28 protein-coding genes are annotated in these 24,387 nt (G+C 67.1%); 13 read left to right on the top strand and 15 right to left on the bottom strand.

The window, feature by feature from the left end; translation table 11 throughout:
- Window positions 1-88: 88 nt before the first annotated feature.
- Entirely contained in the window at window positions 89-364 is a 276-nt protein-coding gene (locus DI606_RS00845; RefSeq protein WP_293979021.1) for a DUF1294 domain-containing protein, read from the top strand.
- Here DI606_RS00845 and DI606_RS00850 read toward each other — a convergent pair whose 3' ends face one another.
- Window positions 365-982, bottom strand: a complete 618-nt coding sequence (locus DI606_RS00850; RefSeq protein WP_293979023.1) for a J domain-containing protein — start codon at window positions 980-982, stop codon at window positions 365-367.
- Between the two features lie 44 nt (window positions 983-1,026).
- Between DI606_RS00850 and DI606_RS00855 the strand changes: the two genes are divergently transcribed.
- Genes DI606_RS00855 through DI606_RS00865 form a run of 3 tightly spaced genes read left to right on the top strand, consistent with a single transcriptional unit; the run spans window position 1,027 to window position 2,974 of the window.
- Window positions 1,027-1,314: a BolA family transcriptional regulator gene (locus DI606_RS00855; protein ID WP_293979025.1), complete on the top strand. Its 288-nt coding sequence runs from the start codon at window positions 1,027-1,029 to the stop codon at window positions 1,312-1,314.
- Window positions 1,315-1,364: 50 nt separating this feature from the next.
- The gene (locus tag DI606_RS00860; RefSeq protein ID WP_293979027.1) at window positions 1,365-2,072 is read left to right on the top strand and encodes a glutathione S-transferase; all 708 of its coding nucleotides are present in this window, start codon (window positions 1,365-1,367) and stop codon (window positions 2,070-2,072) included.
- Window positions 2,069-2,974 carry a pirin family protein gene (locus DI606_RS00865; protein WP_293979028.1) on the top strand — a complete coding sequence of 302 codons (906 nt, stop codon included), beginning with the start codon at window positions 2,069-2,071 and terminating at the stop codon, window positions 2,972-2,974. The genes DI606_RS00860 and DI606_RS00865 overlap by 4 nt, the downstream gene beginning before the upstream one ends.
- A gap of 3 nt (window positions 2,975-2,977) precedes the next feature.
- On the opposite strand, the gene DI606_RS00870 is transcribed toward DI606_RS00865, so the two are convergent.
- Window positions 2,978-3,820 carry an MJ0042-type zinc finger domain-containing protein gene (locus DI606_RS00870; RefSeq protein WP_293979029.1) on the bottom strand — a complete coding sequence of 281 codons (843 nt, stop codon included), beginning with the start codon at window positions 3,818-3,820 and terminating at the stop codon, window positions 2,978-2,980.
- A 156-nt stretch (window positions 3,821-3,976) separates the two neighbouring features.
- Between DI606_RS00870 and ftsE the strand changes: the two genes are divergently transcribed.
- From ftsE to DI606_RS00890, 4 genes are read left to right on the top strand one after another with little or no spacing between them, the layout of a single operon-like run.
- The gene (ftsE, locus tag DI606_RS00875) at window positions 3,977-4,690 is read left to right on the top strand and encodes a cell division ATP-binding protein FtsE (protein WP_293979110.1); all 714 of its coding nucleotides are present in this window, start codon (window positions 3,977-3,979) and stop codon (window positions 4,688-4,690) included.
- Window positions 4,687-5,592, top strand: a complete 906-nt coding sequence (locus DI606_RS00880) for a cell division protein (RefSeq protein ID WP_293979030.1) — start codon at window positions 4,687-4,689, stop codon at window positions 5,590-5,592. The genes ftsE and DI606_RS00880 overlap by 4 nt, the downstream gene beginning before the upstream one ends.
- A complete protein-coding gene (locus tag DI606_RS00885) occupies window positions 5,589-6,119 on the top strand; it encodes a YdcF family protein (RefSeq protein ID WP_293979032.1) in 531 nt (176 codons plus the stop codon). Before DI606_RS00880 ends, DI606_RS00885 begins: the two co-directional genes overlap by 4 nt.
- 38 nt (window positions 6,120-6,157) lie before the next feature.
- Complete coding sequence (locus DI606_RS00890; RefSeq protein ID WP_293979112.1) at window positions 6,158-6,814, top strand: 1-acyl-sn-glycerol-3-phosphate acyltransferase; 657 nt, start codon at window positions 6,158-6,160, stop codon at window positions 6,812-6,814.
- Here DI606_RS00890 and DI606_RS00895 read toward each other — a convergent pair whose 3' ends face one another.
- From DI606_RS00895 to DI606_RS00905, 3 genes are read right to left on the bottom strand one after another with little or no spacing between them, the layout of a single operon-like run.
- Window positions 6,815-7,720: a prephenate/arogenate dehydrogenase family protein gene (locus tag DI606_RS00895; RefSeq protein ID WP_293979034.1), complete on the bottom strand. Its 906-nt coding sequence runs from the start codon at window positions 7,718-7,720 to the stop codon at window positions 6,815-6,817.
- A 5-nt stretch (window positions 7,721-7,725) separates the two neighbouring features.
- The gene (hisC, locus tag DI606_RS00900; RefSeq protein WP_293979035.1) at window positions 7,726-8,823 is read right to left on the bottom strand and encodes a histidinol-phosphate transaminase; all 1,098 of its coding nucleotides are present in this window, start codon (window positions 8,821-8,823) and stop codon (window positions 7,726-7,728) included.
- Window positions 8,824-8,861: 38 nt separating this feature from the next.
- Window positions 8,862-9,812: a 2-hydroxyacid dehydrogenase gene (locus DI606_RS00905; protein ID WP_293979036.1), complete on the bottom strand. Its 951-nt coding sequence runs from the start codon at window positions 9,810-9,812 to the stop codon at window positions 8,862-8,864.
- 76 nt (window positions 9,813-9,888) lie between these two features.
- On the opposite strand from DI606_RS00905, the gene DI606_RS00910 reads away from it, so the two are divergent.
- Together DI606_RS00910 and metW are read left to right on the top strand one after the other, a co-directional pair.
- Window positions 9,889-11,025, top strand: coding sequence for a homoserine O-acetyltransferase (locus DI606_RS00910; protein WP_293979038.1), 1,137 nt, complete (start codon window positions 9,889-9,891; stop codon window positions 11,023-11,025).
- Entirely contained in the window at window positions 11,022-11,615 is a 594-nt protein-coding gene (metW, locus tag DI606_RS00915; protein ID WP_293979039.1) for a methionine biosynthesis protein MetW, read from the top strand. Before DI606_RS00910 ends, metW begins: the two co-directional genes overlap by 4 nt.
- Before the next feature lie 4 nt (window positions 11,616-11,619).
- Here the strand turns inward: metW and DI606_RS00920 are convergent, their stop codons facing one another.
- From DI606_RS00920 to DI606_RS00935, 4 genes are all read right to left on the bottom strand, one after another.
- The gene (locus DI606_RS00920) at window positions 11,620-13,026 is read right to left on the bottom strand and encodes a UdgX family uracil-DNA binding protein (protein ID WP_293979041.1); all 1,407 of its coding nucleotides are present in this window, start codon (window positions 13,024-13,026) and stop codon (window positions 11,620-11,622) included.
- 27 nt (window positions 13,027-13,053) lie between these two features.
- A complete protein-coding gene (locus tag DI606_RS00925) occupies window positions 13,054-13,518 on the bottom strand; it encodes a hemerythrin domain-containing protein (protein ID WP_293979043.1) in 465 nt (154 codons plus the stop codon).
- 59 nt (window positions 13,519-13,577) lie between these two features.
- Window positions 13,578-13,928 carry a hypothetical protein gene (locus DI606_RS00930; protein WP_293979045.1) on the bottom strand — a complete coding sequence of 117 codons (351 nt, stop codon included), beginning with the start codon at window positions 13,926-13,928 and terminating at the stop codon, window positions 13,578-13,580.
- A 66-nt stretch (window positions 13,929-13,994) separates the two neighbouring features.
- A complete protein-coding gene (locus DI606_RS00935; RefSeq protein WP_293979047.1) occupies window positions 13,995-15,239 on the bottom strand; it encodes a putative DNA modification/repair radical SAM protein in 1,245 nt (414 codons plus the stop codon).
- A 110-nt stretch (window positions 15,240-15,349) separates the two neighbouring features.
- Between DI606_RS00935 and DI606_RS00940 the strand changes: the two genes are divergently transcribed.
- Window positions 15,350-18,928, top strand: coding sequence for a hydantoinase B/oxoprolinase family protein (locus tag DI606_RS00940; RefSeq protein WP_293979048.1), 3,579 nt, complete (start codon window positions 15,350-15,352; stop codon window positions 18,926-18,928).
- On the opposite strand, the gene DI606_RS00945 is transcribed toward DI606_RS00940, so the two are convergent.
- Window positions 18,925-19,683 (bottom strand): class II aldolase/adducin family protein, encoded by a 759-nt coding sequence (locus DI606_RS00945; RefSeq protein ID WP_293979049.1) that lies wholly within the window; start codon window positions 19,681-19,683, stop codon window positions 18,925-18,927. The genes DI606_RS00940 and DI606_RS00945 overlap by 4 nt on opposite strands.
- 223 nt (window positions 19,684-19,906) lie before the next feature.
- Here DI606_RS00945 and rpsU point away from each other — a divergent pair, with 223 nt between their 5' ends.
- Both rpsU and DI606_RS00955 read left to right on the top strand, forming a co-directional pair.
- Window positions 19,907-20,113: a 30S ribosomal protein S21 gene (gene rpsU, locus DI606_RS00950; RefSeq protein ID WP_021226581.1), complete on the top strand. Its 207-nt coding sequence runs from the start codon at window positions 19,907-19,909 to the stop codon at window positions 20,111-20,113.
- A gap of 78 nt (window positions 20,114-20,191) precedes the next feature.
- The gene (locus DI606_RS00955) at window positions 20,192-20,749 is read left to right on the top strand and encodes an FKBP-type peptidyl-prolyl cis-trans isomerase (protein WP_293979050.1); all 558 of its coding nucleotides are present in this window, start codon (window positions 20,192-20,194) and stop codon (window positions 20,747-20,749) included.
- A 61-nt stretch (window positions 20,750-20,810) separates the two neighbouring features.
- Here the strand turns inward: DI606_RS00955 and DI606_RS00960 are convergent, their stop codons facing one another.
- The 5 genes from DI606_RS00960 to DI606_RS00980 form a co-directional block, all read right to left on the bottom strand.
- Entirely contained in the window at window positions 20,811-21,128 is a 318-nt protein-coding gene (locus DI606_RS00960; protein ID WP_293979051.1) for a hypothetical protein, read from the bottom strand.
- Window positions 21,129-21,231: 103 nt separating this feature from the next.
- Window positions 21,232-22,314: an AI-2E family transporter gene (locus DI606_RS00965; RefSeq protein ID WP_293979052.1), complete on the bottom strand. Its 1,083-nt coding sequence runs from the start codon at window positions 22,312-22,314 to the stop codon at window positions 21,232-21,234.
- A 28-nt stretch (window positions 22,315-22,342) separates the two neighbouring features.
- Window positions 22,343-23,299 carry a signal peptidase I gene (lepB, locus tag DI606_RS00970; RefSeq protein ID WP_293979053.1) on the bottom strand — a complete coding sequence of 319 codons (957 nt, stop codon included), beginning with the start codon at window positions 23,297-23,299 and terminating at the stop codon, window positions 22,343-22,345.
- Entirely contained in the window at window positions 23,257-23,658 is a 402-nt protein-coding gene (gene acpS / locus DI606_RS00975; protein WP_293979055.1) for a holo-ACP synthase, read from the bottom strand. The genes lepB and acpS overlap by 43 nt, the downstream gene beginning before the upstream one ends.
- On the bottom strand, window positions 23,655-24,383 hold the full coding sequence (locus DI606_RS00980; protein ID WP_293979056.1) for a pyridoxine 5'-phosphate synthase: 729 nt from the start codon (window positions 24,381-24,383) through the stop codon (window positions 23,655-23,657). Before DI606_RS00980 ends, acpS begins: the two co-directional genes overlap by 4 nt.
- Window positions 24,384-24,387: the final 4 nt, after the last annotated feature.

A 24,387-nucleotide genomic window follows, 5' to 3' on the forward strand; every position in this document is an offset into this window, starting at 1 on the left:
CAAGCCGCCCGTTCGGACGAATTGGCCCTCGCGCGGGGTCGGGCGCGGCGACGCTCGACACGGTGCGTGCGTAGGTTAAGGGTGTGGCATGACCCCATCGAACCTCGCCTGGGTCGCGGCCCTGTCGGTCGTCAACCTCTGGACCGTCCTGTGTTTCGGATGGGACAAGAGATTCGCGACGCGGGGACAGCGCCGGATTCCCGAACGCCGCCTTCTCACCCTTGCGGCGCTGGGCGGATCGCCGGGCGCACTCCTGGCCCGGCGCATCTTCCGCCACAAGACGCGCAAGGAGCCGTTCTCCACCCGGCTCTGGCTGATCGTCGTCGTTCAGGCAGGCGCACTGATCGGCTGGTTCCTGCTCTGATCAGGCGAAGGCGGGCGCCTTGCGCAAATGGCCATAGGCCTCGATCACGCCCTGTAACGCGCTTTCGTGGCTGCGGTCGCCGCCATTGTGGTCGGGGTGATAGCGCCGCAGCAATTCGGTGTAGCGGGTGCGCAGCGCCTTGCGGTCGGCGTCGATGGGCAGGCCCATCACGTCCAGTTGCTTGCGATCTTCGCCCGACAGGAATTTTCCGTCCTGCCGCATCCGGTTTGCCTCACGCGCCTTGGCGACCCGCTCCTTGAACCGGGCGCCGATGGCATCGAGCGGATCGGCAAAGTCGGACCAGCGCGGCGGCGGGCTGGCCGCGTTGGAGGAAAAGGCGCGGGTTTCCCGCTCCCACCCGGCATAGGGGCGCTGCGCTGCGGCGATTTCGTCCGGGCTCATGCCGGTGAAGAAATTATAGCCCTGGTTGAACGCACGCACATGGTCGAGGCAAAGCCAGCGCCATTGCGGCCCTTCGCCTGCGGCGCGCGCGCCCTCCAGCGGCGGGGCGCGGAATTCCCCGGGTTCCGGGCAGCCCTCCACCGCACAGGGCCGGTCGCTCTCCACGCGTCCGTGGAAGCGGTTGAAGCGGCGGGTCGAAAAGGGGTCGGTAGACAAGACGGTCCTGATGAAAATAACGGCAAAGCGTCTATATAGGGACCATGACCACCGACCTCAAAGGCCCTGTCGCCACGGAAATCGAAGCGCGGCTGCGCGCCGCCCTTTCTCCTGTCCATCTCGCCGTCGTCGACGACAGCGAAAAGCATCGCGGCCATGCGGGCCATGACGGCTCGGGCGAAAGCCACTTCACGGTCGAGATCGTGTCCGACCGCTTCGCGGGGCAGAATCGCGTTGCGCGTCAGCGCCTCGTCAACGCAGCGCTCGCCGACCTGTTGCGGGACAAGATCCACGCACTCGCGATCAAGGCGCGGGCACCGGGCGAAGCGTGAGACTTTAAGGGGGCTGGCGGGTTGTCGCCTGAAAAGGAGCAGGATCCCGCATGGCTTACGATTTCTGGTATTGGCCGACCATAACGGGGCGGGGCGAATTCGTCCGCCTGATGCTGGAAGCGTGCGGCATCCCCTATCGCGATTGCGCGCGCGAAGACGGTGCCGAGGCGCTCGTCGCGGACATGGCCGGGCACGATGCCGGCCCGGCCTTCGCCCCGCCCTATCTGGCGATGGACGGCACCACCGTGGCGCAGACCGCCAACATCCTCTTCTACCTTGGCGAACGGCACAATTGCGGGCCTTCGTCGATGAGCGCACGCTACTGGCTGCTTCAGGTGCAGATGACCGTCATGGACATGGTGGCCGAAGCGCATGACGTGCATCATCCGGTCGGCGTCGGCCTTTACTACGAGGATCAGAAGGCCGAGGCGCTGCGCCGCGCGGATGCGTTTCGCAGTGCGCGCATTCCCAAATATCTCGACTGGTTCGAAAGGGCGCTGGCGGCGCAGGAGGGCGACTGGCTGGCGGGAAGCCTGTGGAGTTATGCCGATTTGTCGCTGTTCCATCTGATCGCCGGGCTGCGCTACGCCTTCCCCCGGCGCATGGCGACGCTGGCGAGCGCTTATCCGCGTGTCGCAGCATTGTACGAGAGGGTTGCCGCACTGCCCGAATTGCAGGACTATCTCGGCAGCGACCGGCGGCTGCCGTTCAACGAAGACGACATCTTCCGCCACTATCCCGAACTGGACGCACCATGACCGCAGACGATATCATCCTCCAGACCGTGACGCCGACGACGCACGACCTGGGCGACTTTCGGGTCCATCGCTCGTTGCCGGTGAAGGGGCGTACGATGGTCGGCCCGTTCATCTTCTTCGACCAGGCCGGCCCCGCGCAGATCGGCCCGGGGCATGGCATCGACGTGCGCCCACATCCCCACATCAACCTCGCCACCGTGACTTACATGTATGACGGCGCGTTCATGCATCGCGATTCGCTGGGGACCGAGCAGTTGATCGAACCGGGCGCGGTCAACCTCATGACGGCGGGCAAGGGCATCGTCCATTCCGAACGGTCCCCCGACGAGGATCGCGCGAAGCCTTCCAAACTGTCGGCGATCCAGACCTGGCTGGCGCTGCCAGACCGGGACGAGGAAATGGACCCCGCGTTCGAGCATGTGAGCGAGGGCGGGCTCCCCGTGATCGAGGATGGCGGGGCGCGCGCCCGCATCATCATGGGATCGCTCTGGGGGCACGTGTCGCCTGTCACCACCTACGCCCACACCATCTATGCCGACATCCAGCTGATGCCCGGCGCGCGCATTGCCATCGACGCTTCGGCGGACGAACGCGCGCTCTATGTGTCGGGTGGCGACGCCATGCTGGACGGGACGATGCTCACGCCCCAGACGCTTTACGTGTTGCGCCCCGGCACCGCGGCCACGCTGGCGAGCGTCGATGGCGGTCGGATCGTCCTGTGCGGCGGCGAAGCCTTCGCCTCTCCGCGCCATGTATGGTGGAATTTCGTGTCGTCGCGGCCCGACCGGCTGATGCAGGCGCGCGAGGATTGGGAGGCTATGCGCTTCCCGCTCATCCCCGGCGACGACCGGGAATTCATCCCGATCCCGCAGGGGCGGCCCAAGACGGTCAGCTATCCCTGACCGTCACTGGACGAAGGTCAGAGACAGGTTCTCGGCATTTTTGGGAATGTCGATCCGGCTTTCGTTGATCGACGCTTCCTCACCGGGCTTGAGGCGCATCTTGTCCGCCTTCGTCGTCCAGCTGAACACCAGCCGGTTCTGCCGGTCGCGCAACTGGACCAGCACCGGCGGCACGGGCAGCGTCTGCGCGCTGCTGTTCACGATCCGCGCACCGAACGCGAAATATTCCTCGCCCGTAGGCAGTTTGCGCCGCTCGGCAGGCTTGGACAGGTAGAAAAGCAGGTCGGGATCGCCCTCTTCGGGGAAAAGGCCCATCGACACCATCCATCCGGGCGGCCCGAAATAGCTGAGCGCACCCGCAGCGCTCCCGACGACGACAAAGAACGCCACGGCCGCATAGGTCAGCAGCTTCAGCCGATTGCGGCGCGGCTTTGCCTGCGGATCGGCGGGAAAGGTCCAGTCTTCTTCGTCCGCAAGAGCGGGCGCGCCAGCGTAGATATCGTCGAACCGATGGTCGCGCGGCGGCGCGGGGGCTTCGGCGACAACGGGCGCGTTGGCGGGCGGATCCTCGGCGGGGGACGCCGCTTGCGCCGCGACCGGTTCCTCGACCGGGGCGGGCGGCGGTGGCGGGATCGCCGGCTCGGGTGGCGGCGGAGCGGGTTCGGGCGGCGGCGGCGCTGCGGGCGCGAGGGCCGCCTGCGCGACGGTTTCGCGGTCCGGCAGCACGGCAGGCTCCTGAAACCAGCTATGCTTGCAGGAGGCGCAGCGGACCTGGCGGCCGTTCGCACCGACGGCGCTGTCCGGCACGACATAACGCGTCGCGCAATTGGGGCACACCAGGATCATGACGCTTCATAGGCATGGCAGGGACTCGCGCGCAAGCGGCAAGAAGAGGCGCGCGACTCGCGCGATTGCGCGGGTGGGCTTTACGGCAGGCGGGCGGCTGTGCCATGGCTTGTCTCTCTGGGAGCCAGGGAGCGCCGCCGCGCGCAATTTCACGCCATGTCCGCCATCGTCCAGTTCGAAAATGTGGGGCTGCGCTACGGTCTGGACAGTGAGATCCTGTCGGACGTCAGCTTTTCGCTGGCCAGCGGCGGCTTCTATTTCCTGACCGGGTCGTCGGGCGCGGGCAAGACCTCGCTGCTCAAACTTCTCTACCTCGCCCAGCGGCCCAGCCGCGGCGTCATCCGCCTGTTCGGGGAGGATGTGGTGACGCTGCCCAGACAGCGGCTTCCCGGCTTTCGCCGTCGCATCGGCGTCGTCTTCCAGGATTTCCGCCTCGTCCCCCATCTGTCCGCCTACGACAATATCGCCCTGCCGCTGCGCGTTGCCGGAATGGCGGAAAGCGAGGTGGCGGCGCCGGTTGCGGAAATGCTCGACTGGGTGGGGCTCGGCGACCGGGGGCAGGCGCGTCCGGCGACGCTGTCGGGCGGGGAGCAGCAGCGCGTGGCTATCGCCCGCGCGGTCATCGGGCGGCCCGAAATCCTGGTCGCGGACGAACCGACCGGCAACGTCGACGCCGACATGGCGCGCCGCCTCCTGACGCTGTTCGAAGCGCTCAACCGCCTCGGCACCACGCTGGTCGTGGCGACCCACGACCTGCCGCTGATCGCGCAGGTGGAGGGCGCGCAGATGATGCGGCTCGACCGGGGGCGGCTCGCCGATCCCACCGGCATGTTGCGCTATCCCCCGCGTCCGCAGGACCGGCACGGATGATCCCGCGTGCCCAGAGAAAGGCAGCGGCGCTCGCCCGACGCCGGCTGCTGCCCGAAGGCCGGGTGGCAGGCCCGATGCCGTGGATCATCGCGATCATGATGTTCCTCACCGTCCTGTCCGCCGCCGCCGGGATCGGCCTCGGCGCGGCGGTCCGGGCCTTGAGCGCCGACCTTGCCGGGCGCGCCAGCGTCCAGGTGGTGGAGGCCGATCCGCAGGCGCGCGCTGCGCTGGCGGAACGAGCGCTGCGAGCCCTGCGCGCCTCACGCGCGGTGCGCAGCGCGACGCCGGTCGACGCAGCGATACTGGCCGACCAGTTGCGCCCCTGGCTCGGCGATGCGGCGACCAGCGGGGAACTGCCGGTGCCCGCGCTCATCGACGTGACGCTGACACCCGGCGATGCCGCCGCGAAGGTGGCGGCCCTGCGCCGCTCGCTTCGGGCATTGTCGCCCGCGCTGCGGATCGATCCGCACGCGGCGTTCCTCGCGCCATTGGCCGGGTTGCTCGGCGCGCTCGGCTGGCTGGCGCTGGGGGTCGTCCTGCTGATGGCGCTGGCGACGGGCGCGGTGGTGGTGCTTGCGGCGCGCGGCGCGCATGACAGCCATCGCGGCACCATCGACGTATTGCATCTCATGGGGTCGACCGACGTGCAGATCGCGCGTCTGTTCCAGCGGCGCATCGGCCTCGACGCCCTGCTCGGCAGCGCGCTGGGCTTCGCGTTCGCGGTGCTCGTCATCCTGCTGATCGGCCTGCGCCTGACGGCGGCGGGGTCCGACCTGCTCGCCACCGTGCGGATCGGGCCTGCGGACTGGATCGTCCTCGCGCTGCTTCCGGTCGCGGGTGTCGCGCTGGCGACGCTGACCGCGCGCTGGACCGTCCTGCGCGCGCTGGGGCGGATGCTGTGATCGTCCGCTTCGCCGCGCTCGTCCTGCTCGCCTGGATGCTGGGTTTCGCCTGGTTCGCGATCCTGCTGCCGCAACCGCTCGACGGGCGGGAGACCGACGCGATCGTCGTGCTGACCGGCGGGGCGGGGCGGATCGACCGGGGCCTTGCCCTGATGGAGGAAGGCGCGGCCAAGCGAATGCTGATTTCCGGCGTCGACCGCGCCGTTCGCCCGTCCGAACTCGCCGTGCAATATAAGACGCCCGAAACGCTGTTCGCCTGCTGCATCACGCTGGGCCGCGAAGCCATCGACACCCGCTCCAACGGGATCGAGACCGCGCGCTGGCTCGAACGCCGGGGCTATCGAACCGTGCGCCTCATCACCACCGACTGGCACATGCGCCGGGCCGCGCTCGAACTGCGTCAGGCGCTGCCCGCGCGGATCAGCATCGTCTATGACGCCGTGCCGAGCCGCCCCAGCCTCACCATGCTGCTGCGGGAATATAACAAATATCTGCTGCGGCGTTTCGCCGCGCTGATCGGCATTTGAAAGGCCCGGTCGTGACGGCGCTTCGTTCTCTCCTCTTCATGCTGGTCTTCTATCCCGGCAGCCTGATCTTCGTGCTGGCCGCGATGTTCGCGGGCATGTTCCGCGCGGAGGCGGTGCCGGTCGTCGCCACGGCATGGAGCCGTTTCCATCGCCGCTGCACCCGCTGGATATTGGGACAGAAAGTGGTGATCGAAGGCGATCTTCCGATCGGTCCCTACCTCTACATCTGCAAGCATGAATCGATGTTCGAGACGATCGACATGCTGTGCCTGTTCGACAAACCTGCCATCGGCGCGAAGCGCGAGCTGTTCGACATTCCGCTGTGGGGCGATATCGCGCGCCGCTATGGCCTCATCCCCATCGAGCGTAGCGCGGGTGCCAGCGCCCTGCGCGTGCTGCGTGCCGCCGCGCGGGAAGCGACGGCCAAGGGCAAGGCGATCTGCCTGTTCCCCGAAGGCACGCGCGTGCCCCATGGGGAGCGGCCGCCGCTCAAGTCGGGTTTTGCCGGGCTCTACGGTCTGCTGGGCCTGCCTGTGGTGCCAATCGCCATCGACAGCGGGCGCGTGTCGCCGCGCGGACGCTTTCTCAAGCGGCCCGGTATCATCACCTACAAGGTCGGCGAGATGATCCCCCCCGGCCTCGACCGCAAGGACGTGGAAGCGAAAGTGCACGCCGCCATCAACGCGCTCAATTAGTCAGTGCGCGCGCCCGAAATCGGGCTTGGCGTCGTCCTGTCCCTGTTCGATGATCGAGCGGCGGATCGCGCGGGTGCGGGTGAAGAGGTTGAACAGCGCGTCCCCGTCGTTCCAGCGGATCGCCCGCTGAAGCGCGGACAGATCTTCCGAAAAGCGCTGGAGCATTTCCAGCACCGCATCCTTGTTCGCCAGGAACACGTCGCGCCACATCGTCGGATCGGACGCGGCGATCCGCGTAAAGTCGCGAAAGCCGCCCGCGGAATATTTGATGACCTCGCTCTGCGTCACATCCTCCAGATCGCTGGCCGTCCCGACGATGGTGTAGGCGATGAGGTGGGGGAGGTGGCTCGTGACCGCCAGCACCAGGTCATGGTGGGCCGGTTCCATCGTCTCGACCTGCGCGCCCAGACGCCGCCACAGTTCGGCCACGCGTTCGACGGCGGCGGGGTCCGCTCCGGCGGGTGGGGTGACGATCGACCAGCGGCCCTTGAACAATGTGGCAAAGCCGGCTTCCGGCCCGCTATTTTCCGTCCCCGCGACCGGGTGTGCGGGGATGACGACATGGTCGGGCAGCGCGCGTTTCAGCTGGGCGAGCACGTCTGCCTTGCACGACCCGACGTCGCTGACGATGCAGTCTGCGGGCAGGTCGTCGGCGATTTCCGCCGCCGCCGCGCCCATCGCGCGCACCGGCACGCACAGGATGACGAGGTCGGCGTCCGTCACCGCCGCGCCCGCCGTGTCGGTGACGTCGTCGGCCAGGTCGATCCGCCGCGCGATGTCCCGCACCGCCGGGTCGGCGTCATGGCCCGTCACCCGCACCGTCGGCATCTCCGCTCGAATGGCGCGGCACAGCGAAGAGCCGATGAGGCCCAGGCCGACGATCGTGATGCGGGAAAAGGGCAGCATCGCGTTCAGGCGGCCTCCGCCATGGCGCGCAGCCTGGCCGCGACGGCGCGGGTCTGCTCTTCGGTGCCGATGGTGATGCGCAGGCCGTTGGGCAGACCCTGTCCCGGCAGCCAGCGCGTGGCATAGCCTTCGTCCCACAGGCCCTTCATCGCCGCTTCCGCGCTCAGCGCCCCTTCGAACAGGATGAGGAGGAAGTTGGTGCGGCTGGGCACCGCGCGCAGGCCGTGATTGGATAGCGCGGCGATTTCGCCCGCCAGCCATTCGCGCCACTGGCGGTTGTGCGCCCGGCTCTTGTCTACCCACGCCGTGTCCGCGATGGCGGCAATGGCGGCGGCCTGTCCCGCCGTCGTCACGTTGAAGGGCGCGCGGATGCGGTGGAGGATGTCGATCACCTCCGCACTGCCATAGCCCCAGCCGATCCGTTCGGCGGCAAGGCCGTAGATTTTGGAGAAGGTGCGGGTGACAAGGACGTTCGACGCGGTCTTCGCCAGTTCCAGCCCGCCATCGTCCTCCCCGGCCTCCAGATATTCGGCATAGGCCTGGTCGAGGACGAACAGGATGTCGGGACGCAGGCCCGCGTGCAGCCGGGCGATCTCGGCGCGCGGGGTCATCGTGCCGGTCGGGTTGTTGGGGTTGGCGAGGAAGACGACCTTCGTGCGATCCGTCACGCTGGCGAGCAGCGCGTCCACATCGGTCGCATAGTCGCGGTCGGGCGCCACCACCGGCGTCGCTCCCACGCGCCGCGCGGCGATGTCGTAGACCGAAAAGCCGTAGCGAACGTACAGCACCTCGTCCCCCGGCCCGGCATAGGCGCTGGCGGCGAGATGCAACAGCTCGTCCGATCCGGTGCCGTAGATGATCCGTTCGGGATCCAGCCCGTGATGCGCACCGATCGCCTCGCGCAGCTTCGCCGCTGACGGATCGGGATAGGTGGCCATGTCCGCCGTCGCCGCCAGAAAGGCCGCGCGCGCGGCTTCGCCGGTGCCGAGGGGGTTCTCGTTGGCGCTGAGTTTGATGAGGGGGCGGCCATCGTCAGCCGCCGACTTGCCCGGCACATAAGCGGAGATGCCGAGAATCCAGTCCTTGGGAAGCGGTTTTGTCATGACGCGCGCTGTAGCGACTGAAGGTCGAAAGGCCAAGCCTACACCACCGGCGTCAGCAGCGGTTCTCCCGCGAAATGCGCGTCGAGATTGGCCAGGACGAGGTCGGCCATCGCCCGGCGGCTGTGGCGGGTCGCGCTGCCCTGATGGGGCTGGAGCACGACATGGTCCATCGTCAGCAGCGCGGGCGGCACATGCGGTTCGTGCGCGAACACGTCGAGGCCCGCACCCGCGATGCGGCGCTGCGCCAAGGCCGCGACCAGCGCGTCCTCGTCGATCACGCTGCCCCGGCTGATGTTGACGATAACCCCCTGCGGCCCCAGCGCGTCGAGCATGGCGGCATCGACCAGGCACGCCGCTTCCGGCCCGCCCGATGTCGCCACCATGACGATATCGCATTCCCGCGCGAAGGCGATCCGGTCTGCGATGTAGCGATAGGGCGCGCCGGGCGCTTCCCGGCGGTTGTGATAGACGATTTCGCCCGCCGCCGCTTCCAGCCGCGCGGCGATGGCGCGACCGATACGGCCCAGCCCCAATATCCCGATCCGCGATCCCGTCACGCGGCCCGACAATTGCGGCTTCTCGCCCCTCGCCCAGTCGCCCCGCCGCACCATCGCATCGTTGGCGACGATGTTGCGCACCGTCGCGTAAAGAAGCCCCACGGCAAGGTCGGCGGTATCGTCGGTCAGCACGTCGGGCGTGTTGGTGAGGCGGATGCCCTTCGCGCGGGCATGGTCGACATCGACCTTGTCATAGCCGACGGAAAACAGCGCGATCATCTCCAGCGCGGGAAGCGCGTCCATGACGGCGGCAGGCGCGCCCACCGATCCGAAGCTTATCAGCGCCCGTGCTCGCCGCGCCGCATCGGGCAACTCAGTCAGGTCGGCATCGGCAGCCACCGCATGGACGCAAAAGCGCTCTGCCAGTGCCGCATCGAGATAGGGGTTGAGCGGGCCATAGGCGACGACATCGGGGCGATCGGGATGGGTCATGCCCTTCGCTCTAGTCGCGTTGCCGCGCGCGCGCCAGATTGACAGGCGCGCGCGCGGGTCCTAGCCCCGCGGCCATATGGCCAGCCTTCCTTCCAGCGACGACAGCCGCTTCGGCCTGCGGCGGCAGGCACGCCTGCCCGGACCGCTTGCCCTGTCGAGCGGAGCGCGGCTGGGTCCGGTGGACATCGCCTACGAAACCTACGGGCGGATGAACGCGGACAAATCCAACGTCATCCTTCTCTGCCACGCGCTGACCGGCGACCAGTATGTGGCGTCCGAACATCCCGTCACGGGAAAGCCCGGCTGGTGGTGGCGCATGGTGGGGGAGGGCAAGCCCATCGATCCCGCGCGCCATTTCATTGTCTGCTCCAACGTCATCGGCAGCTGCCTGGGGTCGTCCGGCCCCGCCAGCATCGATCCGGCGACTGGCGAACCTTTCGCCATGCGGTTCCCGGTGCTCACCATCGCCGACATGGTGCGCGCGCAGGCGGCGCTGCTCGATCATCTGGGGGTGGATCGGCTGGCGGCGGTGATCGGCGGATCGATGGGGGGGATGCAGGCTCTGACGTGGCCGACGCTCTACCCCGACCGGGTGGAGCGCTGCGTCGTCATCGCCTCCACCGCCCGGCACAGCGCGCAGAACATCGCTTTCCACGAAGTGGGGCGGCAGGCGATCATGGCCGACCCCAACTGGCGCGGCGGCGATTATTACGCCGATGGACAGCCGCCGGTGGCGGGGCTGGCCGTGGCGCGGATGGCAGCGCACATCACCTATCTGTCCGAAGCGGGCCTGACCGAAAAATTCGGGCGGCGTCTTCAGGGGCGCGACGCCAAGACATTCGGCTTCGACGCCGATTTCCAGGTCGAATCCTATCTGCGGCATCAGGGGTTGAGCTTCACCGACCGCTTCGACGCCAATTCCTATCTCTATATCACCCGCGCGATGGACTATTACGATATTGCAGAGGATCATGGCGGCAGCCTGGCCAAGGCGTTCACGGCGACGAAGGCGCGCTTTTGCCTCGTCAGCTTCGACACCGACTGGCTCTACCCCACCGCCGAATCGCGGATCATCGTCCACGCGCTCAACGCCAGCGGCGCGCAGGCGAGTTTCGTCGAACTGTCGAGCCCGTTCGGCCACGATGCCTTCCTTTTGGAAAGCCCGGAATTGAATCGGGTCGTGGACGGCTTCCTCAAGGGCGGACGGGCATGAGCGGCGCGCTGCGCCCGGACCTTTCCCTCATCGCGCGGACCGTGCGGCCGGGCGCGCGGGTGCTGGACGTCGGATGCGGCGACGGTGCGCTCATGGCGGCGCTGCGCGACAATGCGGGGGCGGACGCGCGCGGGCTGGAGATCGACGGGTCCAATGTCGCTGCCGCCGTGGCGCGCGGTCTGTCGGTGGTGCAGGGCGACGCCGACACCGACCTTGCCTATTATCCCGACGCAAGCTTCGACTATGCGATCCTGAGCCAGACGCTCCAGACGACGCGCCGGCCCGACCTCGTGGTCGAGGAACTGCTGCGTATCGGGGCGCAGGCGTTCGTATCCTTTCCCAATTTCGCGCACTGGCGCGGGCGGCTGTCATTGATGTGGGGCGGGCGGATGCCGGTAACGCGCCTGCTGCCCGACACATGGTACGACACGCTCAACATCCACCATGTGACGGTCGACGATTTCCGCGCGCTGGTGAAGGAACGGGGCTGGCATATCGACGGCCAGTGGTTTTTGAAGGGCGACAGGGAAACGACCCACGCCAATGCGAACCTGTTTGCCGAACATGCGGTGTTCCTGCTGCGGCGGTAGCGCCTCAGGCCAGCGCCTTCACCCGGTCTCCGATCACGCGCAGTTCCTCGACGAAGCGCGCGCGCTCCTCCGCCCGCTTCGCTTCGTCAGGCAGGCGCAGCAGATAGCTCGGGTGCACCGTCACCCATCCTTCCGCGCCATTTTCCAACGCGATGGCGTTCCCGCGCGTGCGACCGATCGTCACCGCCTTGCCCAGCATGGCGCGTGCCGCCGAAGCGCCCAGCGCGACGATCACGCGCGGGCGGATCAGGTCGATCTCCTGCCCCAGCCACCAGCGGCACGCCTGGATTTCGCCTGCGTCCGGGGACTGGTGCAACCGGCGCTTGCCTTGCCGGACGAACTTGAAATGCTTGACCGCGTTGGTGACATAGGCGCGCGAACGATCCACGCCCGCCTCGCCCAGCGCCCGATCGAACAGCTGCCCGGCGGGGCCGACGAAAGGGCGTCCCGCCATATCCTCCTGGTCGCCCGGCTGTTCGCCGATAAAGAGCAGCGGCGCGTCGAGCGGCCCTTCGCCGAACACGGTCTGCGTCGCATCGCGGTGCAGGTCGCATCGGGTGCACCCCATCGCCGCTTCGCGGATGCCAGCCCATATGGTCGCGGCATTGCCCTGCCTCTTTTGCGGCTTTTCGGGCAGCGGCGCGGTCGCGATCATGGCAGCCTCTCGCGCCTGCGCCCCGGCGATAAGGTCGGGGATAAGCGCGGCCTCGGGCAGGTTGCGCCAGTATTTCTTGGGCATTTCGGACAGCATCGCCCCGGTCTTGAGGCGGGCGGGGTTGAAGATCGCGGCATAATAGCCTTTCCACAAGGCTTCGACCGGATCGCCGTCGGGCGCGTCGGCGCGGCTCGCCCCCGGCCCTTCGGTCAGCGTCTCGCCGTCCCAATGAATGCTGATGGCCGGTGTCAGGATCGACCAGCGCATGGTGGCGAAGCGGCGTAGGAAGAATCCGGCGTTCGCGCGCACGATATGATGGTCCGGTTCGAACCAGGCGACGAAGCGGGTGTCGCCATCCTCTTCGACTTCGCGGAAACGGACGAAGGCGCGCATCTTGTGGATATCGCGTCGCACCGCCTTGGCCAGCCCATCGACCCGGCGCAGGAGCGGATCGGCTTTATCCTCCATCGTACCGGGTTTGTCGCGCACCCGGACGAGGAGGGCATAGAGCAAGGCGAACCGCTCGGGATCGCTATGGAGGATCGCTTTTTCAGCCAAATCGACAAAGGCGCGCGGAACGGAAAAGGCCGCGCGCAACGGCTCCGGGGGGAGCGGCTGGGCATAGAATAGCTCGCCGGGCGACGCCCCGTCGTCCCATGCAACATCGGCTGGGTCTACCCCCGCCGTTGCCAGACGCCGCGCCGCTGCCCGCCAACCGTCGAAATCGTCGGGGGCGGGCAGAGCGACACGATACATCGGGGTGAAGGTGAGCGCGGGTGAGGATCAGTCCTCGGCCTGCGCCCGCTCCAACTCGTCCGGCTTGCGCTCCGCGAACTTCTCGCCCAGCGCCTTTTCTTCCTTGTCGGACAGATCCTTGGCGGCGTCGGGGAACATCTCTTCCTCTTCCTCCTCGATATGATGGAGGTAGCGCTTCTTCAACTGGGCAAAGGTCTTGCGCCATTCGTCGCCGTTGAATTTCTGGTCTTCCATCTCCTCCAGATAATCCTCGATCTCCTTATGCTCGGACACGCTGTGCTGGGCGTCCTCACGCAGATCGGGCTTGGCGAGCATGGTGGCGTAAAGCGTTTCTTCCTCGGCGGCGGCGTGGGCCTTCACCTCCACCTTGAACTGGTCGAACAGCTTTTCCAGCCGGTCGGCATCGTCCTTCGCCTCGTCCATCTTGGCGAAAAGCTGGCGGTGCTGGTCGTGGTCCTGCTTCAGGCGGTCGAAAATGCTGGCATCGGCCATGGTGTTTCTCCTCGGGGGTTTGGAGAGAAGAACGACCGCCGACGCTTTTGGGTCCGGGACTACCCGAAGAGGAAGCGATAGATGATCGCCACCGGAATCCACAGCAGCGCGCCGATCAGGCTGGCCGCCCACAGCTGCACCAGGTCGCGGCGGAACCGCAGGGCAAGGCCGCTCTGCGACAGGCCACCCTGCTCCAGCATCTGCCAGCGATGCTCCAGCGCACGCGCGGCGAGCGCATAGCCGCCGATGGCGACGATGACGCCCAGATGCAGGACCAGCGATCCTCCCATCTTCGCGACGATGCCGATTTGCAGCAGGCAGAAGACCACCAGCGCCGCAGCGAGATGCGTGCTGATCCGTTTGGCGAAGCCTTTACGCGCCTGCGTGCGGTTGCCAAATACGGTCGCCAAGACCCATGCTCCTCCGAAAATCCCGTCGACGCGCAGAATTCCACGAGTCGGCGTGCCGATCAACCCTTATGTGAACAGGTCGAGCTGCTGCGCGGGGGCAACCAGATGCGATTTGAGGTCGATACGGTCGATCAGGGCCAACGGTCGCCAGTCGGCCGCGATCAGGAACGGGCGCAATTTCTTGATCGACGTGGTCAGCCGCGCGACATCGTCGAGCCGCAGCCGCCGGTGTCGCCGGCTCATCAGGATGCGGTTCACCGCCTTGACGCCCAGACCCGGCACCCGAAGCAGCGCTTCGCGCGGCGCGCGGTTCACGTCCACTGGGAACGCGGCGCGGTGGTTGAGCGCCCAGGCAAGCTTGGGATCGATGTCGAGCGGCAGGCACCCCGTCGCCCGATCCGTCGCCGCCGCGATCTCGCCCGCGTCATAGCCATAGAAGCGGATCATCCAGTCGGACTGGTAAAGCCGGTGTTCCCGCATCAGCGGCGGGCGCTTGAGCGGCAGCACCGCGCTGGGGGAAGGGATGGGGGAAAAGGCGCTGTAATAGACGCGGCGCAACTTGTGCCGGTCATAGAGGCTGCTCGCCCGCGCGATGATCGCGCGGTCGTCGGCGGCGTCGGCCCCCACGATCATCTGCGTCGACTGGCCCGCAGGCGCGAAGCGCGGCGCGCTGCGATATTTGCGTCGTGCGTCCGACTTGTCCTCGATCTCGCCCTTCAATTGCCCCATCGCGCCTTCGATCCGCCCGCCGTCCTTTTCCGGGGCCAGCCGCTTCAGACCCGCATCGGTCGGCAGCTCGACGTTGATGGACAGGCGGTCGGCATAGAGGCCCGCCAGATTCAGCAACTGCGGATCAGCGTCGGGAATGGTTTTAAGGTGGATATAGCCTCGAAAATCATGGTCCTCGCGCAGCGACCGTGCGACTTCGACCAATTGCTCCATCGTATAGTCGGAAGACTTGATGATGCCCGATGAAAGGAACAGCCCCTCGATATAGTTGCGGCGATAGAAGCTGAGCGTCAGATCGACGACTTCCTGCGCGGTGAAGCGCGCGCGGCGCACGTCGCTCGACCGCCGGTTGATGCAGTAATGGCAGTCGAAGATGCAGCTGTTGGTCAGCAGGATCTTCAGCAGGGAAATACATCGCCCGTCCGGGGCATAGGCATGGCATATGCCCATGCCCTCGGTCGATCCGATCCCCTTGCCGCCCCGGCTGTCCCGCTTGCTCGTCCCCGACGATGCGCAGGACGCGTCATATTTGGCGGCGTCCGCCAGGATTTCGAGTTTCTGCCGGGTGGAAAGCTGCGCCATGCGTTCACGATAGGTTCTCGTCCTCGCCCTGTCCACAATCTCGATCAACATTGCCCCTACGAACAGGGGCGGCGCTTGCCTTGGCGGGCGGGGGCGTTCATCACGCGGCGATGACATGGCAATTCTGGATCGACCGCGGCGGCACCTTCACAGATGTGGTGGCGCGCGACCCCGATGGGCGGCTGCACACCGCCAAGCTGCTGTCGAGCGACCCGGAACGCTACGCCGACGCAGCGGTGGAGGCGGTGCGGCGGCTGACCGGCGCGGCGGACGGCGCGATCCCGCCCTGTTCGCTGCGCATCGGCACCACCATCGCCACCAACGCGCTGCTGGAGCGCAAGGGCGAGCCGACCCTGCTCGCGATCACGCGTGGTTTTCGCGACGCCATTCGCATCGGCACGCAGGAACGGCCGGACCTGTTCGCCCGCGCCATCGACGTGCCCCCGCCGCTTCATGCCGACGTGGTCGAGATCGACGAGCGGATCATGGCCGACGGCACGGTACGCGTGGCGCTGGACGAGGCGGGGGCGCGCGCCGCGCTCCGCGCCGCGTTCGACCGGGGGTTACGGGCGGTCGCCATCGTGCTGATGCACAGCTACCGCCATCCCGCCCATGAACGGCGGCTGGGTGCCATCGCGGCGGAGATCGGCTTCACGCAGATCAGCATGAGCCACGATGTCGCCCCGCTCATCAAGCTGGTCGGGCGCGGGGACACGACGCTGGCCGACGCCAATCTTTCGCCCGTCCTGCGTGCCTATGTCGACGGGCTGGAGGAAGCGCTGGGCGGCGGCGCCGACATGCTCTTCATGCAGTCGAGCGGCGGCCTCATCGGCGGCTCGCTGTTCCGGGGCAAGGATGCGGTGCTCTCCGGCCCGGCGGGCGGGATCGTCGGCCTCGCCCGCACCGCACGGCAGGCGGGCTTCGATTATGTCATCGGCTTCGACATGGGCGGCACCTCGACCGATGTGTCCCATTATGCCGGGCGCTACGAGCGCGACAATGAGGCGCGGGTGGCGGGCGTGCGGCTGCGCGCGCCGATGATGCGCATCCATACCATCGCGGCGGGCGGCGGCTCTGTCTGCACGTTCGAAGATGGGCGGTTCCGCGTCGGTCCGGAAAGCGCGGGCGCGGTGCCCGGCCCCGCCTGCTACCGGCGCGGCGGGCCGCTCACCATCACCGATTGCAACCTGATGCTGGGCAAGATCCAGCCCGATGTCTTTCCCAGCCTGTTCGGCCCACATGGCGACCAGCCGCTCGACCGCGCCGCCGTGGAAGCGCGGTTTGCCGAATTGTGTGCGCAGGTGGAGGCGCAGACGGGCCGGCCCATCGCGCCATGGGCGGCGGCGGAGGGTTTCATCGCCGTCGCGGTCGCCAGCATGGCCAATGCAATCAAGCGCATCTCGGTCGCACGCGGGCATGACGTGGCACGCTATACGCTGGCGAGCTTCGGCGGAGCGGGCGGGCAACATGCCTGCCTCGTCGCCGACGCGCTCGGCATGGACCGGGTGATGATCCATCCGCTGGGCGGGGTGCTGTCCGCCTATGGCATGGGCCTGGCCGACCGGCGCGCGGTGCGCGAGCGGACGCTGGCGCTGCCGCTCGACGCGACCGACGATCTCGCCCGCGCGGTCGAGGCGCTTTCGGTGCAGGTGCGCGCGGACCTTCCCGACGCCGACCGGGTCGAGGTGCTGCTGCAACTGCGCCATGAGGGCACCGACAGCCTGTTCGACGTGCCGCTTTCCGACATCGCATCCATGCGCGCCGATTTTCTGGCGCAGCATCGCGCTCGCTTTGGGTTCGACGGGCAGGGGCGCATCCTCATCGACATGGCGCGGGTGGAGGCCATCGCCGAAACGGATGAGGACATGACCGGCCTCGTCGCCATCGCGGCGGAGGCCGCGCCGCCGCGCGCGACGGTGAAAATCGCGGGCGCGCCGGCCCCGCTTTACGACCGCTCTGGCCTTGGCCCCGACAGCCGGATCGACGGTCCCGCTCTGATCGTCGACGCGGTGTCCACCACCGTGGTCGAACCGGGCTGGCGCGCGCGGCTCGACAGCCACGGCAACCTCATCCTCGACCGCCATCTTCCCCGGGAGCGCCCGCATGGGCAAGCGGTGGGGGCAGGCGCGGTCGATCCCGTCCGGCTCGAAGTGATGGGCGGCCTTTTCATGGCCATCGCGGAGGAAATGGGCGCGGCGCTTCAGCACAGCGCGTCTTCGGTCAACATCCGCGAGCGGCTGGACTTTTCCTGCGCGCTGTTCGACGCGGGCGGCCATCTGGTCGCCAACGCGCCGCATATGCCGGTGCATCTGGGCAGCATGGGCGAGAGCATCCGCGCCATCCTGCGGCGGCGCGGACCGGGCGCGGACGGCCTTCCGCTCGACGGGCGCGGCATGAAGCCGGGCGATGTCTACGCGCTCAACGCGCCCTATGACGGCGGTACGCACCTTCCCGACATCACCGTCGTCATGCCCGTCTTCGTCGGGAAGGATGCGCCCGCCTTCTACGTCGCGGCGCGCGGGCATCACGCCGATGTCGGCGGCATCACGCCCGGCTCCATGCCCCCCGGCAGCACCAGCGTGGAGCAGGAGGGCGTCCTGCTCGACAACTGGCTGCTGGTGGAGGAAGGCCGCCTGCGCGAAGCCGAAACGCGTGCGCTGTTCGCGTCCGGCCCTTTCCCTGCGCGCAATGTCGACCAGAATATCGCCGACCTCGCCGCCCAGATCGCCGCCTGCGCCAAGGGCGCGAGCGAGCTGCGGCGCATCGGCGATAATTACGGCATCGAAACTATATCGGCTTATATGGGCCATGTGCAGGACCAGGCGGAAGCCGCCGTTCGCCGCCTTATCGGCACGCTGCGCGAAGGGCAGTTCACCTATGCGATGGATAACGGTTCAGCTGTCCACGTCGCTGTCTCGATCGATCGCGAAGCCCGCGCCGCGACGATCGATTTCACCGGCACGTCGGATCAGCAGCCCGACAATTTCAATGCCCCCGCCTCCATCGTTCGTGCCGCCGTGCTCTATGTCGTGCGCACCCTGATCGACGAAGCCGTGCCGATGAACGACGGTTGCCTCAAACCGGTCACCATCCTCGTGCCTGAAGGATCGATGTTGCGCCCCCGTCATCCCGCCGCCGTGGTCGCGGGCAATGTGGAAACGAGCCAGGTGGTGACGGATGCGCTGTTCGGCGCGCTGGGCGTCATGGCGGGCGCGCAGGGGACCATGAACAATTTCACTTTCGGCAATGCGCGCCATCAATATTATGAGACGATTGCAGGCGGAGCGGGGGCTGGCCCCGACTTCGACGGGGCCAGCGTCGTTCAGACGCACATGACCAACAGCCGCCTTACCGATCCCGAAATCCTCGAAACCCGCTTCCCCGTCCTGCTGGAATCCTTTTCGGTCAGGGCCGGGTCGGGGGGCGCGGGGCGGCATCGCGGCGGCGACGGCGCGATACGGCGCATCCGCTTTCTGGAAGACATGACGGCCGGCATTCTCTCCAACCGGCGTATCGTTCCGCCCTTCGGCCTGGACGGCGGTCGGCCCGGCGCACCCGGTCGCAACCGGGTGGAGCGTGCCGACGGCCGGATGGAGCATCTTGGCCCCACCGCCACCGCCGATCTTCAGGCCGGGGACGCCTTCGTCATCGAAACGCCCGGCGGCGGCGGCTTCGGAGTGCCTTCCTAATTCCTCCAGCTGGGGTCGATCCGGTCGATGGTCCGCACCATCGCCTGGAAATCCGGCACGCCCGGCCCGACCGGCAGTTGCACCCCTGCAAGGTCGCGCTGGTGCACGGCGATGACTTCGGGCGGAATGTCGACCGGCGTCCCCGCCGCGCCCGCCGCCACCTGAATCTCGCAGGCACGCTGGAGCAGCCAGTGCTTGAGGAAGGCTTCGGGGATGCTCGACGCCATGACCAGCGTTCCATGGTTGCGCAGCAGCATCACGCGCTTCGCCCCCAGGTTGGCGATGAGGCGCTCGCCTTCTTCGGGCCGGATCGTCACCCCCTCGAAATCATGATGTGCGATCTGCCCGATGAAAGCGGCGGCATAGAAGCTGATCGGGCGCAACCCCTCGGCGCAGGCGCTCACCGCCATGCCTGCGGTCGTGTGCGTATGGATGATGCAATGCGCGTCGGGCAGCCGTCGGTGGAAGACGCTGTGCTGGGTAAAGCCCGCGCGATTGACGGGGTGGGGGCTGCCGTCCAGAACATGGCCGTCGATGTCGATCTTGACGAGGTTAGACGCCGTCACCTCGGCATAGGTCAGGCCGAACGGATTGATGAGGAAGGCGTGGTCCTCACCCGGCACGCGCAGCGTGATGTGGTTGTAGATGAGTTCCGACCAGCCCATATGGTCGAAGATGCGGTAGCAGGCGGCAAGCTGCTGGCGCGCCTCCCATTCGGCAACGCTGATGTCGGCATGTGTGGCGGCGGTGGCCATGGCGATCCTCTCCTTATCTATGGGCGTACTATGCCACGATGCACGGTTAAGTCGAGAATGCGGCCTTGGGGGTTGAATTTGCAGGGGACCGCTGGTAGGGCGCGCCGCACATGGCGCAGGGTGACCTGCGACGACTCACTGGCTTTGCTATTCGGTCGGCCCGTCGGGAAGGATGTTGGTATCCCGGCGAACCGCCCGTTTTCGATTGGAGATTGACGGACTTATGCAGATCATCGTTCGCGACAACAATGTCGACCAGGCTCTTCGCGCGCTCAAGAAGAAGCTGCAGCGCGAGGGCGTGTATCGCGAAATGAAGCTGCGTCGTCATTACGAGAAGCCGTCGGAAAAGCGCGCCCGCGAAAAGGCCGCTGCCGTTCGCCGCGCCCGCAAGATGGAGCGCAAGCGCGCCGAGCGTGACGGCGTCCGTTAAGACGCTGTTCTGACGCAAGCGGCGCACCTGCCGCTTGCGTTTCGCCTGATCCCAGCCCCTTCATCGCGAGCACACCCCATGTCCACGACGGCCGTTCCCCTTCGTCCCATCGCCAAGGGTTCGCTGACCCGCCTGTGGATCGGCGTGGCGCTGGTCGCGCTGGCAGCGGGCGGTCTCGCCTGGGCGGGGCAGCAGGGGGTGGAGCCGTCGCCGGCCGCTTTCCTGATTCAGAACGCGCGCGCTTCGGGTGTGATCACCACCGAATCGGGCCTTCAGTACAAGGTGCTGGAGGAAGGAACGGGGGCCAGCCCGACGACGTCGGATATCGCCTTGGTCGGCTATAAGGGCACGCTGCTCGACGGTACCGTCTTCGACGAAAATCCGCAGGCCCCGATGCCGGTCGACGGCGTGGTCCCCGGTTTCTCCGAGGGACTTCAAAAGATGAAGAAGGGCGGCAAGTATCGCCTCTGGATTCCTGCGGCGCTGGGCTATGGCGATCGGGCCGCCGGTCCGATCCCCGCCGGGTCGGTGCTGGTGTTCGACGTGACCCTGCACGACTTCCGGTCCAAGGCGGAACTCATAAAGCTCCAGCAGCAAATGCAGCAGCAGGGCATGGCGCCGCCGCCGGGCAACTGATCGGCAAAGCCGTCGGATCGAAAAAAAGGGGCCGCGTCGACGGCCCCTTTTTCATGCCTTTTCAGTCTTGATCGTCCGGCGAAGAAGCGAAGGTCAGTGCGTCGGCGGAGCCCAGCTTTTCCTCCCCCGCGAACAACCGGTCCAGCCGCGCTTTCACGTCACGGCGGAAACCGACGGTTGCGACCGACCGGGGTGCCGATACTTCGATGTCGCACGCGATGGCTGTCTTGATCCGCTCGATCGCCGATTCGTCCAGAATGCCAGCGCGGCGCAGTTCCTGACATAGTTGCAGCAGGCCGGCCGCCGTCGCATGGGCACGCAGGCCCACATTCGCCATGTCGAAATGCAGTTTCTTTTCCCGATCCAGCCCGATTGCCATTTCTCTACGTCGCTCCTCTCGTCTTTTTTCCGGTTTACCACAAAGCGCGCGGCACTCCATCCCGTTCCGTCGCATGGCGGCAGCGCGACCATGCAACGGATGGTCAGGCCTTGATCACGCCTGAAATCTTTGCGCGATGCTCGGCGTCGAGCGCGCGGGAGCGTTCCTCCAGATAGACCTTGATCATAGCCACCAGCGGGTCGGCAAGGAACAGGCCGAGGATGCCGAACAAGGCACCCATTAGAATCTGTGCCGCCAATACCAGTGCGGGCGCAAGGTCCACGGCCCGGCGCGCCACCATCGGCACGATCAGATACCCATCGACGATCTGCACGGCGAGATACACGCCGACCGCATAGAGGCCCGTGTTCGTGCCGCCGGAAAAACCCACCAGCACGATGAGCGCGCCCGAGACGATAGCGCCGATATTGGGCAGGAAGGCGAGCAGTCCCGTGAGGATGCCGAGCAGTCCGGCCATCGGCACACCGCCCGCCCACAGCAGCAGCCAGGTCCCGATCCCCTCCACGGCCATGCCGATCAGCCGACCGAACATGAGGCGGCGAAGCGTCCAGCCCATCTTGTCGGCGATTCGATAGAAATGCGTGCGACGGTCCATGGGCATCATCCAGGCGATGCCGCGTTCGTAGAGTTTGGGTTCGATGGCGATGAAGATCGCCAGGACCAGCATCATGACACCGGCGGTGATCGCGCCGACCGCCGTTCCCACCGCCCTTGTGACTCGGCCGACGCTCCCGAGGGCCTGTTGCGCCAGGCCCTTGAGGTCGCTTGGCGTGGCGGTGATTCCCAGTTGCTGCAACCACCCGCCGATCCGCGCGACCTGCGTTTCGACGATGGTTCGCATCGCCTGCGCCTGGGCTGCCAGACTCGATCCGGTGAGATAGAAAGTGTAGGCGAGGAAGAGCAGCGCACCGACCAGCACGATGGTCAGCCGCCATCCCCGCGAAATCGGCAGCACCCGGCCCAGCAGCCGCGCACCCCCGTCCATCATCGTCGCCAGCACCAGCGCGCCCAGGATCAGCAGCAGGGGTTGCACCAGCACTACGACCAGCGCGATGGCGACCGCGATGGCGAACCACACGCCCGCGCGCTTCATTTCATGCTGGGCGAGCGGGCTGCGAAGGTCGCTCGGGCCCGGCTCCTCGACATGGCTTGGCGTGTCGGTCATGGCAGCCCCCTCTTGCGTCGGTCGACGATTATTTCGGCGGGGTAACGCTCTCCGGGCGCAGGCTGTTCCCGGCACGACCGCTGCGGAAGGCATGGAGCCAACTCATGGGATTCCATGTCGCATCGCCGTCCAGGCTGAAGGTGATTAACTCCGCCCTGCCGCCGATGGCTTCCCAGGGCACCGGTCCGCCAAGGCCGTTTTCATCCAGCGGGGCGCGGCTGTCTGCACTGTTGTCGCGGTTATCGCCCATCAGGAACACGTGGTCGGCAGGCACGCGCACCGGCCCGTACCAGTCGAGCGCGCTCGGCCCGGTATCGATGATGGTGTAGCTTTTACCGTTGGGCAGAATTTCCTGCCGCACGGGCAATTCGCACCAGCTTTTGCCCGACGCATCCGTCACCAGCGCGCCGGGGAACTGGATCGGCGGGCAGGGTGCGTTGCCGTCGACCGGAATGCGCAGCGGCTTCAGCATCCGCTGGCGCACCGGCATACCGTTTAGGATCACCTGACCGCCGCGCACCTCGACGATATCGCCGGGCAGGCCGATGACCCGTTTTATATAATCTTCCCGCCGGTTCTGCGGCGACACGATGACGACATCGCCTCGTTCGGGCAGCCGGCCGAGCAAACGACCTTTCAGGAAAGGCAGCGGATGGAAGCTGGGCGATACATAGGACCAGCCATAGGGGAATTTACTCACGACCAGCCGGTCGCCGGTGAGCAGCACCGGCATCATCGATTCGGACGGGATGTAAAAGGGTTTCGCGACGAAGCTGTGGAACGCCAGCACGGCAAGGATGAGAAGCGTGATGCTGCGCACCTCATGCCACCAGTTGATCCGCTTCCCGTCCGGGTTGGCCTCATGCCCGACGGCGGCGGGCGGATTTTCAGGCTGGTCGATGGCCGTCACGGGCGCGCTTTCTTCTGGAGGACGCGGGTCGCTCAAAGCGGCAGCGCCTCGATGATGACGAAGGCCTGTGCCCATGGATGATCGTCGGTGAGCGTCAGGTGAACGACTGCCTTATGCCCCGGCGGGACCATCGCGTCGAGCCGGGCCTTCGCCCCGCCCGTGAGGTTCAGCGTGGGCGCACCGGAAGCGGCGTTGACGACGCCGATATCCTTCATGAAAACGCCCGCCTTGAAGCCGGTGCCGACCGCCTTGGAGAATGCCTCCTTCGCCGCGAATCGCTTGGCGAGCGTCCCCGCGCGCGTCAGCGGTCGGCGCGCCGCCTTGGCCTGTTCGACGGGCGTGAAGACACGCTGGATGAAGCGGTCGCCGAACCGGTCGAGCGAATTCTGGATCCGCTCGATATTGCAAAGGTCGGACCCCAGCCCGACGATCAACGGGCAAGGTCCATCTGCCGCCGCATCTCGCGGATGCTCGATTCCAAACCGCCGAAGATCGCTTCGCCGATCAGGAAATGGCCGATATTGAGCTCGGCGATCTGCGGAATGGCGGCGATCGGCGCGACATTGTCGAAGGTGAGGCCGTGGCCCGCATGGGGTTCGATGCCGTTCTTGGTGGCGAGCGCTGCGGCATCGGCAATGCGGCGCAGTTCGGCGGCTCGAGCCGATCCGTCGAGATGCGCGTAGGCCCCGGTATGAAATTCCACCACCGGCGCGCCCAGGCGCATCGCCGCTTCGATCTGCGCGGCATCCGGTTCGATGAAAAGGCTGACGCGGATACCCGCATCGCCCAGCGCCGCGACGATGGGCCGCAGCGCGTCGATATGGCCGGCGGCGTCGAGGCCGCCCTCGGTCGTGCGTTCCTCCCGCTTTTCCGGCACGATGCACGCGGCGTGAGGCTTGTGCCGCAACGCGATGTCCAGCATCTCGCGGGTCGCCGCCATCTCCAGGTTCAGCGGAACGTCGAGCGCCGCCATCAGCATCGCGATATCCTCGTCGCGGATGTGGCGGCGATCCTCCCGCAGGTGCGCGGTGATGCCGTCGGCCCCCGCCTTGACCGCCAGCAGCGCCGCTTTCACCGGGTCGGGATGGGTGCCCCCGCGCGCGTTGCGAATGGTGGCGACATGGTCGATGTTGACCCCGAGGCGCAATGGCGTGCCCATGGCC

The organism is Sphingobium sp. (assembly GCF_003248505.1).
Taxonomy (GTDB): domain Bacteria; phylum Pseudomonadota; class Alphaproteobacteria; order Sphingomonadales; family Sphingomonadaceae; genus Sphingobium.